Source organism: Bacillus sp. FSL L8-0193 (assembly GCF_037976065.1).
GTDB lineage: Bacteria > Bacillota > Bacilli > Bacillales > Bacillaceae > Bacillus > Bacillus paralicheniformis.
On the sequence record NZ_CP150261.1, the window covers coordinates 174,701 to 187,500 of the forward strand.

The following is a 12,800-nucleotide window of genomic DNA, read 5'->3' on the forward strand; positions in this document are numbered from 1 at the left end:
TCGTTTCACCTCCTTTCAAGTAGTTTGTTTTCAAGATTCAATATGTTCGGTACCGCCTCACTGTCATATTGCTTCAATAACCCCATTCCGATGCCAGCCAGCCCGGTCATTAACCCTTTAGCTTCCGTTCCCCTTGATATACCATAATTCCACATTTTCTGTTTAACGATCTCCAACAATTGCGATCTGACAGATTCGATATAAACGTCCAGTTCACGATCCTGAAGTACTTGTTTGGCATAGAGGAGAATTTCTAATTGTCCAAAGTCACCGTGGCAGTAAGAGCGGTTATTACCAAATCCTTTGTGCAAAGTCGTTTCAAGCGCAACTTCAATTTCCCTGTCGAGCAAAGGATCCGTCCAGCCATTTTCCTTCAGGCGGAGCCTTGACAATAGTATTCCCGGAGCTCCATGACACCAGGCGTATGAGGATGTATCCCTTCCTGGCGTTCGCCAGTTTTTCTCCTTTTCATCATAAAATGTCCGCTCATATTCCAAGGCTTTCGATATATACGGAAGGATTGCTTTGTTTTCAGTCCAGTAATTGAGAGAGGAAAGAGCAGCAGCGGTACCTCCCGTACCATGCGAATAGCCTGTCAGAACTGAGCCGTCCAAGACAGAAGGCCAGCCCATTCCGCCGCTTTTCATTACACGACCGTGTTTCATTAGATGTTTTCCGCATGAAATAGCTCCCTTAACCGCTTGGATGCTTCCTGTTCGATGGAAAATACACAGCAGGATGTCAAGTGCTCCCGTAGCACCACCTATATAATCAAAGATTGTATCCTCGTTGATCATCGCGATATATCCTGGCAAGGCTTTTTCCACCTGTTGGTGAAGAGATGAATCATTCCAGAGTTCTGCAAGTAGGATGGTTGTAAACAGGTTTCCGCCTACACCGCTGTATGCCCCGAGGCTCCAAGTTGGATTTTCGCTGAATTTTTTCATATCATTTAGAATCGGAACAATTGCTTGTTCCGCCGCCTCTTTAAATCGTTGTTCACCTGTAAAATACGAGAGGTAAGCTAGAAAGAGGGCTATTCCGCTGTTGCCGTTATAAAGATCGAGTCCTACGGGAGAAATTTTCCATATCACTTCATTGTTTCCTTCCAGCACGGTACTGATCCAGGTAAGATCCTTTTTGTTCCTGTTCACCCCTTGTATTTTTGTCTTCAGTAAGTAATTTCCTATATCGACTGCCTGTTCTAGGAAATCTTCTTTAGCCGGAGCTGTCTTATTCCAGAATGGATCAATTTTCTCAACATCCGCATAATGATCTGCACTTGAGGCGAGCATGACCATATGCAAAACCTGTAGTTGCCCGTATAAGTCCTTTTCGTCAAGACTTCGTATCTTTTCCAAGACAAGGTCAAACGCAGGGGAAAGAAAGAAGTCTCTGATGACTCTTCCGTTTGAGCTCCATAAATGCCGCTCGCCCGGTCTGGTTGTGAATAAAGGGACATCATGGCGGCGTAAATCTTCCATTTCATCAATGATAATACTCTCCATTTTTGGAACCTGGAGGCACTTTAGCCACAGCCTGTGTAAAAAAACTTCCTGATCAACTGGATCTCGAAGCAAATCAGGATGGACTAGACTACGCAGGAATTCTCCATAGACCGCTGTTGGTCTTAAAATCGTCCTGACTCTGACTTGCTTGAATCCTTGCAACTGGCTGGTAAGCTCTACTTTGTTTGCAGCCATAAATCGGTAGACGGCCGTAAAGCCCTCGACAATTTCAGATAGATAATCGTGAAGATTCACGAACTTCCCATTATAGCTTGGCAGATTGAGGCCGGCTTCCAAAAAGGCTATCCCCTTTTTCAAATATGCCTGGTCAGTACCCTTATCGACAATTTGGGCCACTTCAAACGGGAGGCGCTGATTTCCTTTCCCTCCCAATCCACTTAAATCAACACCTGATTTATTCCGGTCCTTCCGCTGATAAAGCAAATTAGGTAGCATGCCGGAAGCCATAATCGATTTCGAGAGCATTTTATCGGCTTGTCCAAGAGCTTCTTTGCTGTAACTGTCATCGTAAATATTCTGATGAAACAATGATTCCATATCGACGAACACCGGGTGACCACCCATTGCAATGATATTTCCATAGTGAAAATCAGTTGCGTTCAACACATACAGTACAGCAAGTTGAGCGCCCATACGTTTATAAAAATCTTTGACTTCTTCGGCTGATTGGCAGGCTTTATATTGAATAAATTCCGTCCAACCATGATCATCTGCATTGACCACCTTCATTTTGTAGAAATTCGGAATATTGTTCTCCTGAGCATTTAGCCAAGATAGCAACTTCTGATATTGTTGGTCTGCGTCCAAGGGTCTTGGTTTATAGACGAGCGATTGGCCGCCTTCGAATTCCAAAATTGAAACACTTTTTCCATTGTCGTGTGTGTCCCCTTTACCAAGGTGAATCTTCCTTAATCTTCCTATTTTCGGGAAGGTTTTAATCAGCACGGGCCAGTCATTTTCTAGATGCTCAACAATATCCCTAATAAAGCTAACTGAGCTATTGACTTTGTGGATCAAAAGGGAGATGAGGCTCTGATACTCGCTTCCGAATGAGGATAGGAACTTTTTATCTGTCAAAATTTCATGTTCGAAATAGTCATACCGCTCTTCGGGGGTGCTGCCTTTCAGGAGTCCCTGCTCTCGGTATACATTCAGCTCAAGCACGAGGGTCTTGTGGCAGATAGAATAGATGTCGTCATTCATTTGTTCAAGCAAGTCTGAATATAACTCGTTTTCTGAAAAATCGAATGAATGGTTATGTATGTATAAAGTTTTAAGTTTGGAGAAAGCTAGTTTCAGGAAATGATCGATGAATGTACCGAACTTTTTATTTTGTTCCGTCTGGCGTGCCGGCAGAGGATCAAGCGCTCCCTTAAGGATTAAATCCCAATCATCAAACCAGGGATGAACATTTTCTACAGCACTCTTTTTGCCGCCAAACTTTAAGGCTAATATATGATCAATGTTTATTCCAGATATTTCATTTAGGCTTCTTTTCATATACTCTTCATTATTGTAGAAGAAACGGCTCCAAAATTTGATCTGCTCTAACCGCTCTGAATCCGTTCCCTTCAACATGCTGTCCATTGTTTCACTCCTAACCTTTTTCTGAATGAGATGCACACGGCCGGCAAAATGCCGGCCAGATTCAACTAATATCTTGTACTGAAGAGTACACCAGGAACCTTTATTACCTAATTGACAGCTGATGTTGCACCAAGCACAGCCGCCTGCAAGCATTTCCATTTCACTGTCTGACAGCTTGTCCATTAAATCACCCGCAGGGTTGGTCACTTGGCAGTTGTGTAATAGGATTTTTCCATGCTTCCAAATTTGAAGTTTTCCTACATCTCTTTATTAACATTATTTTTGTAGACAGTCGTTAATATCGGCTGGGTTTCATTTGCAGCTCCGTTGACATTCTTTTGTAAGAGTGCACCATTGACCTTTGTTACCTAATTGACAGCTGATGTTATACCACTCGCAGCCGCCTGCAAGCATTTCCATTTCACTGTCTGACAACTCGTCCATTAAGTCACCGGCAGGACTTACAATTTGGCTGTTCATACGTGCAACAGGATTTTTCCATGCTTCGATCTTTGACATTTTCCTTCACCTCTTAATTAATTTTGGGAGCTCAGCATTATTATAACAATAATTAGAATTGTTGGATTATTTTTGGGCTATTTTGGATTATTTCTTGTGCAAAATGCCCTATTTCAAAATTATTGTGTCCAATAAGTTAAATATTCGAAAATATCTATACATAAACTTTCCTTCTTTGTATAATTGAGATGAAATACCTAATATGTATATTTTAGGAGTGTTAGTAATGGATCTGCCAACCCAATTAATTGGAGGTATGCTTGAAACATTCTTGATTATAACGATTGGTATTTCGTTATTGAATGTCAGCTATAAAAACAAATTTTTCAGCCTGCTCTTAATCAGCCTTTACGGAAGCATTGTATTGTATCTGGTGAAAAGTTCTTTTCCTCCTCTGCTGTACCTTTCCATTATGGTTTTGGCGATCAGTTTACCGGTTTCGCTTTTTTTGAACCTCAGAATTCTGTTATCGATAATCGGCGTTTTATTGGGTGCTGTTTGTTTACTCGTATCCGAAGTGATTGGCTTCGCAATGTTAAGAGTTGCCGAGCCAGTTCTCAATGTAAAAGAGGGAAGCCTTGGTACGGCATTGCCCCATTTTTGTATCCTTTTATTCATGCTTTTCCTAATTCGAAAAAAGAGAGTGGTTTTAATTTCACCGAAGAAACAGGTGAAAGACTTGGACATAAAATTGTACATGATTTTGATACTGTCATTTTCTTTGCTGCTTCTATACTATTTCATCATCTATAAGAACCAAAAAGTAGAGGGCTTTATTAATCTTTTTTGGAGCATTGCCCTTGTTTCATTAACTTTTTTCACCTTGATTATCATGAGGCGCATTTTCTACAAAAACCTCCGTAACGCTGAGAATTCTTTAGAGGAACAATATGAGGAGGTTGGCAAATACATTCACTTCATAAAAAAACATAACCATGATCAGGGGCATCATCTTATCGCAATTCAACAAATGCTTAATAAAGGGCAATATGAAGAAACGAAACATTATCTAAGTGACGTGATGAAGGACTCCGCTTTAATCAGCGACATACTTCCTATCCATTCCATTGCGCTCAGCGCCCTGCTCCTTTCGTATAAGGATAAAGCCTTAAAGGAAGATATTCGTATTCACTATAAAATCAGCGATAGTCTGAGGGATTTTCCATGCAAGCTTTTTGAAACAAATAAAATATTTGGAAACCTGATCATGAATGCAGTGGAAGCCGTAAAAGAACTCGGTGATATTCCAGAACGGACAGTATATGTCCAGATTGATTCCGGAGAAGGTTACTACAGAATAGATGTAGGCAACTTTGGAGACGTAGAGCGGTTCGCTGAGGTGGTAGATCGGATTTTTGAAGAAGGATTTTCTACGAAAGGCAAGAAGGGAAGGGGATATGGCCTCCATATCGTTAAATCAGTCGTTGAGAAGCATCAAGGATTCATCTTTCCGGAGATCATCGATAGGATGATCGTCTTCAAAGTCAGGATTCCGAAGGAGTTAGGCGATGGTTAAGTTCACACCCAATTACTTGTCAAAAAAAATTTCGGAACAGATCATTTATTACAACCCTGATTTTCGTAGTAGGCAAGATAGCATACGATACGGGCTTGAGTGGATGCTTGCCGCCATCAATCAAATACTGCTGGTATTTATTATAGCTTGTTATTTTGACTGCGTGATACAAGCCATGGTCATCTTGTCGGCGGGCGGATTTTTGAGAATGTTTTCAGGGGGAAGCCACTTTAAAGGTTATTATTATTGTTTATTTTTCAGCACGTTTCAAATTATGGTGATCACGTACATATCCATAGAATTTGCTTTTCACTTCTCCCGGGGGATGAAATGGATGCTGATTGGCCTGATTGTCTTGTCATTTTTCATTTTCTTAAAAAAATCACCGAAACTGCATAAAAAGATGCAGGTATTCAGTCCTCAACAGAGAACAGAGATTAAATATAGGTCGATTTGCGTTTTTCTGGGTCTCATGCTGGTCAGCCTTTTGGTTGACAGCCAGCTTCAATACGGCATTTGGATCGCAATGATCATGCAAAGCATTACCTTGACTGACTCATGGCATAAAATCATCTTATCTTTTGATAAGAGGTTTAATAAAAAATAAAAGGGGACTAGGGAAATGGTGAAATTTATTACTTATTTGATTGGTGTATCCGCTTTGTTTTTCAATTCAATTACTTCACTAAGCAGCTGTTTCTGGTTTGCTTATGAACCGGAATTGCCTGAGGATTTAAAGAGTGACGATCATTGACGGTAAGAATATGCGTGATTGATGATGATCAAGATATTCTTGATTTTTTCAAAGAGGTTTCGGACAGCATCAGTCATGCTAGATTTGAATTAATCACAAGAGAAATAAGCGAGTTGATTTCCCACCTGGAGTCTGTGAATGAAGTCGATCTGGTCATTATCGATATCAATCTGAAGCAGTCAAGCGGTTTCGATTTAGCTGAATATCTGAAAGAGTATTATCCCAGTATCAGCATCATGTTCATGAGTTCCTACACAGAATACGCTCTGGATGGATATAAGTTTTATCCTATTGATTTTTTAGTCAAACCGATTAACATTTTAAGACTCAAATCAGCTGTAGAGCTTCTTCGAAATCATAAGGCTTTTTCAAAAAGAAACAATAAAAAGATAGGCATCAGTTCTAGCGGCAAAATTCATCTCGTAGATGTAGACAGCATTTTGTATATTGAAAAGGTGGGGAGAAAATCCTGCATAAATCTTGAAAATGGAAAGATCATTAAGTCAAGTCAATGTTTGATGACCCTTGAGGAAATGCTTAAAGGGAGCAACTTTTTTAGAACCCATCAGTCTTTCCTCGTTCCGTTGGATAAGATTGAGGAAATCATCCAAGACACCTACATGAAGTCGTATAATCTAAAAATTAAAAACTGCAAAAAGATTATCAATGTGAGCCGTAACAAATACCGTGAGCTCAAAGAACTTCTCACCGCGGTGATATAAAAGTAAAACTTTTACTTGATACAAGGCACGATGAATCGATTTAGCCAATCGATCATTGCGCCTTTATTTATGCTGCTGGACAGATGATTAAACAAGTATTGAAAATAAGAAAAGACTAAAAACTGATTTTCCTTTGCAGAACACTTTATGGATGGCGCGCATAAATGAGCTGAAACTAACCTCTCCTAATATTTTCGGCTTCTTCCTCCGTTTCCCTTCCTTAGAAAAGCATGATTTCCGGCTCCTGACTGCACAATACAAGGTAAAAAGGAGGCGGTTCTATGGGGACGGTCGTATCTTTTAACAATGAAAAACAAAAGAAGCAGATCAATTTGGAAAAAAAGCTTCTGCGCGAACTGTCTTTGGAAAAAATGCTGAATTCTGCGGAGGAATGCTTTGCTCCTCTTTTTCATTTTTTTTCTAAGCACACGGATATTTTGTATGACGGCTGCATCGATTTTGCCATTGAGGCCTATTTGCTGGGAGCCGAGTACGGAAAGTTCGGCTATCACGGAGAGCCCGTTCAACGAGCGATGGTCCGCTCAGAAAAAGAAGAAAAACAGCTTCTGCACGAGCTTTATGAATATGCGGTGAGCTGGTCTGAGGCTTTTAATATTCAAGCGGCTCATGAACCACTCTATTATGCTTGCGAATACTTCATCCAAAGCTGGTGGAAGGAAGGCTTCAGCGAGCGGGAAAGACGCTTTAAGCTTCGGCTCAGATAATTTATGTAAAAGTGCGGCCAAGCTGAATCATATTTCCTTTCCTTGTCCCATATGTTGTAGTAAGGACGAGCGGGAGGGAAAGGGATGAAGAAAAAAATAAAATGGCTCGGGTTTTTACTCGGCTTTGTCGTTTTATTATGTTTATTTCAATATCAATTTCACAATGATGATTCTTGGCGGTCATGGAATCTTCCGTTGAGCGGCAAGATCATTTATATTGATCCTGGACACGGGGGCGCGGATGGAGGAGCATCAAGCGGTGAACTCCTTGAAAAAGATGTGGCGCTTGAAGTATCCCTTAGAATCAGGGACTATCTCCAGGAACAGGGCGCCTTGGTGTTGCTGACGCGGGAGGACGATCATGATCTCGCTCCTGAAGAAACGAAGGGGCTCAGCAGAAGGAAAGCGGAAGACTTGCGGAAAAGGGTCGACGTGATCAACAATTCTGAAGCCGACCTTTACCTCAGCATCCATTTGAATGCGATTCCTTCCGCCCGATGGAGCGGTGCGCAAAGCTTCTTTTACGGGCAATATGAAGAAAACGAACGGGCCGCCAAGTTTATTCAGGATGAATTAAGACATAATCTTGAAAACACGACGCGGAAGGCAAAGCGGATACACGGCATTTATTTGATGCAAAATGTGAAAAAGCCGGGGGCCCTCGTCGAGATCGGGTTTTTGTCAAATCCGAAAGAAGCAAAACAGCTGGCCAAGCCCAAATATCAGGACAAAATCGCGGCATCCGTATATAAAGGTGTATTGCGCTACTTTACAGAAGACAGAGACCCTCCTGAATAAGAGGGTTTCTTTTTGTGTCAAAGACACTATAAGGAAAGATATGCTATACTTATTTTGTAAACGAATACAACAAAGGGTGAGATCAATGTTGCGAGAAGACGATGTAAAAAAAATAGTCGGCGATTTGGACGAGCCATTTCTTCACAAGCCGCTCAGAGAGCTGGATGCCGTCAAGGAAATTAAAATAAAACCCGAAAAACGGCACGTCAGCGTAAAGGTGGCGCTCGCAAAAACGGGATCTGCCGAACAAATGCAGCTTCAGCAGGAAATCGTCATACGGTTAAAAGAAGCCGGTGCAGAGACGGTCGGCCTGCGTTTTGAGGAGCTGCCTGAAGAAGTCGTGATGAATAATCAAGAGTCTGCCCAAGGGCAGGATCAATCTCTGCTGAATAGTGAAAAACAGCCTGTGTTTTTAGCGGTGGCAAGCGGTAAAGGCGGCGTCGGCAAGTCGACGGTGTCCGTCAATTTGGCTGTGTCTTTGGCTCGAATCGGAAAGAAAGTCGGATTAATCGACGCCGATATTTACGGATTCAGCGTTCCGGATATGATGGGAATCACTGTACGGCCGACGATTGAAGGAGAAAAGGTCGTGCCGGTTGAAAGATTCGGAGTCAAAGTAATTTCGATGGGATTTTTTGTTGAAGACAATGCCCCTGTCATTTGGAGAGGCCCTATGCTTGGAAAAATGCTGAATAACTTTTTCCATGAGGTTGAATGGGGAGATGTCGATTATATTATCTTAGACCTGCCGCCGGGAACAGGCGATGTAGCGCTTGATGTTCACTCAATGCTTCCAAGCTGCAAAGAGGTGATCGTGTCGACGCCGCACCCTACTGCCGCGTTTGTCGCTGCAAGAGCGGGCGCGATGGCTTTGAAGACCGATCATGAAATCTTGGGAATCGTTGAAAATATGGCTTATTACGAAAGCGTCAAAACAGGCGAAAAAGAATACGTATTCGGCAAAGGCGGAGGCGAGAAGCTCGCAGAAGAACTCGGTGTTCCGATTCTGGGCAAAATTCCGCTGAAGCAGCCCGATTGGGATGACAGCGAATTTGCGCCGTCCGTTTATGATGAAAGTCATCCGACCGGTGCCATTTATTTGGATATCGCCAAAAAAATCGACGAAAGCATTGGCGTAAAAGCTTAAAGATCAGAAAAAGCTTCCTCCGCGGAAGAAGCTTTTAGTGAATGAAAAGCGGCTTAGCTTTGTTTTTCTTCGCCGCCTTTCATTTCTTCTTTCATGCTTTCAGAAGCAGCTTTTTTCAGTTCCTCTTCAAACTGCTTTCTGTAGAGCGGGCTTGACAGAGTGTCAGATATGACTTCCTGCAGGTGGGTTCGGAATTCCTGGCTTCTGACAAGTTCACCGTATTTTTTGGTCATTTCAGGATCCTGCATGACCTGCATCAGCATTTTTTGGTACTCAGGATCTTTCATCAGTTTTTTCAGCACTTTTTCATGTTCATTTTGAAGTGTTTTGGCAAAGCCTTCTGCGAATTTTGGATCTTCGAAGACTTTTTTCCAAAATTCAGCTCCTTTTTTGGAGGTCATTGTTTTTTCAACGGTTTCTTTGACGGTTTTTTCATCCATCACAAGTGTTTCATTTAATTTGTCATCATTTAATATTTCTTGAATCGCTTTTTTTCCGTCATCTGTCTTTAATATATCGACAACCATCTTTTTGGTTTGATCATAGTCCATCTCAGCTGCTTGGTCCGTGGGAGCACAAGCTGTTACAGATAGAAACAGAAAACAGCTTATCGATAGCATTGTGGTCTTGAACATGCTTAAGCTCCTTTCGAAAACTCGTCTTACCTTTAATATGAATGTCTTTTATAAATTTATACATAACAAAATATCGCTGCTACAGCGTTTACTTAGGGGTTGGGAAGTCTACAATGAAAAGCCGTAATCTCGTCCGATTTTTCTTTTCCGTGTTGGGTGTCGGAGCTTTGACTACAAGTATTGTCGGTTTTGCCATTGAGTGGGGAAGATATAAGGAGCTGTTTCTTTCCTTCGAGGTATTGGAGATTCTTTCTGTTCTATTTTGGTTTATCGGGGTTGGCATGATCTTTAGCGTGATTGCTCAAATGGGGTTTGTGATTTTCTTAACGATTCACCGTTTTGCACTGGAAATCTTCAGATCTCATTCTTTGTGGAATTCGATTCAGCTGTTTTTGATTGTATTTGTCGCGTTTGATTTGGTTTACTTGCGTTTTCTGTTTTTTGAAAAAGAGGGAGGCTCCATCATTCCGTATATTTGGCTGCCGCTCTTTATTTTGGCGGTAAGCATTGCGGCCGCTTATGCAAAGCAAAAACAGTCCTCTAAAAAAACGTTCGTTTCCGCATTATTTCTAATGTTTGTTTTTACTGTGATGGAGTGGTTCCCGGCGTTAAGGGTCAATGAAGAGGACTGGCTCTATTTAATGCTGCTTCCTTTATTAGCCTGCAACGCTTTTCAACTTTTAATGCTCCCAAAATTTCAGGCCCGCGCTTAGACCGGTTGCTATTTTACTTCTGATGATTTTGCATCCGTATTTGCGATTAAATCGCTGACGGTTACATTTTTGAGTCCCTTGCTTCTGAGGTGGTGCACGATCTCAGGCAGGGCTTCTTTTGTTTGTTTGGCCGAATCTGAAGCGTGAAAGAGCACGATATCACCAGCGCTCACCGTTTCATTTACGTTTTGTACGATCTTTTGAACCCCCGGGTTCGTCCAGTCATCCGAATTAATACTGTAGTGAACGACGGTATAGCCGTACTGTTTAGCGACATCGAGTACGTCTTTATTAAACTGGCCGGTCGGCGGCCTTAAAAGCGTGAGGTCCTCAAGACCGAGTTTTTGAAAAGAGTTTTGTGCTTTTGTTAAGTCTTTTTTGATTTCGCTTTTCTTCATTTGCGAATAGTTTTTATAAGCATAGCCCATGCTCCCGATCTGATGACCGTCTTTACGGATTCTTTCCACGACATCCGGATGGCGCTCCGCCCATGAAGCTGAAAGAAAAAAGGTCGCATCTTTAATACCGTTTGCTTTTAATGTATCTAAAATAGGCATGGCCTTTTGATCTCCCCAGCTGATATTAAAGGTAAGAGCGACTTCGTTTGTATCTGAGTCTCCTCTATATACCGCTTTTGCTCCGCTTTCTGTAGAAAACACAGGAAGAGGGAGCAGGTTTTGTACATAAAAAAAGCTTGCTGTCGCAAAAGCGGCTATCATAATAATGATTAACTGCTTAATCCGTTTCATATGCCACACATAAAAATGGTTCACAGAGAAACTCCTCCTTGTCCATGCTGCTTTGTATTCATCCTATGCTTGTTTAAAATAGAACATAACAATAATTCATCTTAAGAAAAAAATTAAAAAGAGGGTTGACCAGATTTGAATTAACATGTTATATTATTATTCGTCGCTGATAAACAGCTGACATGAAAAAGCTCCAACAAATAATTTTGAAAAAAGTTATTGACAAATATGTGGGCTTGATGTTATATTATTAAAGCCGCTGAACGAAGCGGAAATGATCTTTGAAAACTAAACAAGACAAACGTACCTGTTAATTCATTAAATAAATCGCACATGCGAATGTGCGTAGTCATTATCAAACTTCATGGAGAGTTTGATCCTGGCTCAGGACGAACGCTGGCGGCGTGCCTAATACATGCAAGTCGAGCGGACAGATGGGAGCTTGCTCCCTGATGTCAGCGGCGGACGGGTGAGTAACACGTGGGTAACCTGCCTGTAAGACTGGGATAACTCCGGGAAACCGGGGCTAATACCGGATGCTTGATTGAACCGCATGGTTCAATTATAAAAGGTGGCTTTTAGCTACCACTTACAGATGGACCCGCGGCGCATTAGCTAGTTGGTGAGGTAACGGCTCACCAAGGCAACGATGCGTAGCCGACCTGAGAGGGTGATCGGCCACACTGGGACTGAGACACGGCCCAGACTCCTACGGGAGGCAGCAGTAGGGAATCTTCCGCAATGGACGAAAGTCTGACGGAGCAACGCCGCGTGAGTGATGAAGGTTTTCGGATCGTAAAACTCTGTTGTTAGGGAAGAACAAGTACCGTTCGAATAGGGCGGTACCTTGACGGTACCTAACCAGAAAGCCACGGCTAACTACGTGCCAGCAGCCGCGGTAATACGTAGGTGGCAAGCGTTGTCCGGAATTATTGGGCGTAAAGCGCGCGCAGGCGGTTTCTTAAGTCTGATGTGAAAGCCCCCGGCTCAACCGGGGAGGGTCATTGGAAACTGGGGAACTTGAGTGCAGAAGAGGAGAGTGGAATTCCACGTGTAGCGGTGAAATGCGTAGAGATGTGGAGGAACACCAGTGGCGAAGGCGACTCTCTGGTCTGTAACTGACGCTGAGGCGCGAAAGCGTGGGGAGCGAACAGGATTAGATACCCTGGTAGTCCACGCCGTAAACGATGAGTGCTAAGTGTTAGAGGGTTTCCGCCCTTTAGTGCTGCAGCAAACGCATTAAGCACTCCGCCTGGGGAGTACGGTCGCAAGACTGAAACTCAAAGGAATTGACGGGGGCCCGCACAAGCGGTGGAGCATGTGGTTTAATTCGAAGCAACGCGAAGAACCTTACCAGGTCTTGACATCCTCTGACAACCCTAGAGATAGGGCTTCCCCTTCGGGGG

11 protein-coding genes and 1 rRNA gene (1 of these 12 cut by a window edge) are annotated in these 12,800 nt (G+C 42.5%); 8 read left to right on the forward strand and 4 right to left on the reverse strand.

Features of this window, described 5'->3' with window-relative positions; genetic code table 11:
• Positions 1-5 precede the first annotated feature (5 nt).
• Complete coding sequence (lanM, locus tag MHH76_RS01015) at positions 6-3,323, reverse strand: type 2 lanthipeptide synthetase LanM (protein ID WP_223254889.1); 3,318 nt, start codon at positions 3,321-3,323, stop codon at positions 6-8.
• Positions 3,324-3,428: 105 nt separating this feature from the next.
• Entirely contained in the window at positions 3,429-3,635 is a 207-nt protein-coding gene (locus MHH76_RS01020; protein WP_020449898.1) for a plantaricin C family lantibiotic, read from the reverse strand.
• Between the two features lie 202 nt (positions 3,636-3,837).
• Here MHH76_RS01020 and MHH76_RS01025 point away from each other — a divergent pair, with 202 nt between their 5' ends.
• From MHH76_RS01025 to MHH76_RS01050, 6 genes are all read left to right on the forward strand, one after another.
• Positions 3,838-5,151 carry a GHKL domain-containing protein gene (locus MHH76_RS01025; RefSeq protein WP_080131199.1) on the forward strand — a complete coding sequence of 438 codons (1,314 nt, stop codon included), beginning with the start codon at positions 3,838-3,840 and terminating at the stop codon, positions 5,149-5,151.
• Entirely contained in the window at positions 5,144-5,758 is a 615-nt protein-coding gene (locus tag MHH76_RS01030) for an accessory gene regulator B family protein (protein ID WP_020449900.1), read from the forward strand. Before MHH76_RS01025 ends, MHH76_RS01030 begins: the two co-directional genes overlap by 8 nt.
• Before the next feature lie 143 nt (positions 5,759-5,901).
• Complete coding sequence (locus MHH76_RS01035) at positions 5,902-6,627, forward strand: LytTR family DNA-binding domain-containing protein (protein ID WP_006640359.1); 726 nt, start codon at positions 5,902-5,904, stop codon at positions 6,625-6,627.
• A gap of 281 nt (positions 6,628-6,908) precedes the next feature.
• The gene (locus tag MHH76_RS01040) at positions 6,909-7,352 is read left to right on the forward strand and encodes a YbaK family protein (protein ID WP_020449901.1); all 444 of its coding nucleotides are present in this window, start codon (positions 6,909-6,911) and stop codon (positions 7,350-7,352) included.
• Between the two features lie 84 nt (positions 7,353-7,436).
• A complete protein-coding gene (gene cwlD / locus MHH76_RS01045; RefSeq protein ID WP_020449902.1) occupies positions 7,437-8,150 on the forward strand; it encodes an N-acetylmuramoyl-L-alanine amidase CwlD in 714 nt (237 codons plus the stop codon).
• A gap of 85 nt (positions 8,151-8,235) precedes the next feature.
• Complete coding sequence (locus tag MHH76_RS01050; RefSeq protein WP_020449903.1) at positions 8,236-9,297, forward strand: Mrp/NBP35 family ATP-binding protein; 1,062 nt, start codon at positions 8,236-8,238, stop codon at positions 9,295-9,297.
• Between the two features lie 53 nt (positions 9,298-9,350).
• On the opposite strand, the gene gerD is transcribed toward MHH76_RS01050, so the two are convergent.
• Positions 9,351-9,932 carry a spore germination lipoprotein GerD gene (gene gerD, locus MHH76_RS01055; RefSeq protein WP_020449904.1) on the reverse strand — a complete coding sequence of 194 codons (582 nt, stop codon included), beginning with the start codon at positions 9,930-9,932 and terminating at the stop codon, positions 9,351-9,353.
• Positions 9,933-10,045: 113 nt separating this feature from the next.
• Between gerD and MHH76_RS01060 the strand changes: the two genes are divergently transcribed.
• On the forward strand, positions 10,046-10,645 hold the full coding sequence (locus MHH76_RS01060) for a KinB-signaling pathway activation protein (RefSeq protein ID WP_020449905.1): 600 nt from the start codon (positions 10,046-10,048) through the stop codon (positions 10,643-10,645).
• A gap of 8 nt (positions 10,646-10,653) precedes the next feature.
• Here MHH76_RS01060 and pdaB read toward each other — a convergent pair whose 3' ends face one another.
• Complete coding sequence (pdaB, locus tag MHH76_RS01065) at positions 10,654-11,418, reverse strand: polysaccharide deacetylase family sporulation protein PdaB (RefSeq protein ID WP_020449906.1); 765 nt, start codon at positions 11,416-11,418, stop codon at positions 10,654-10,656.
• A gap of 337 nt (positions 11,419-11,755) precedes the next feature.
• Between pdaB and MHH76_RS01070 the strand changes: the two genes are divergently transcribed.
• Positions 11,756-12,800 (forward strand): 16S ribosomal RNA (locus MHH76_RS01070); it runs 505 nt beyond the window's last position.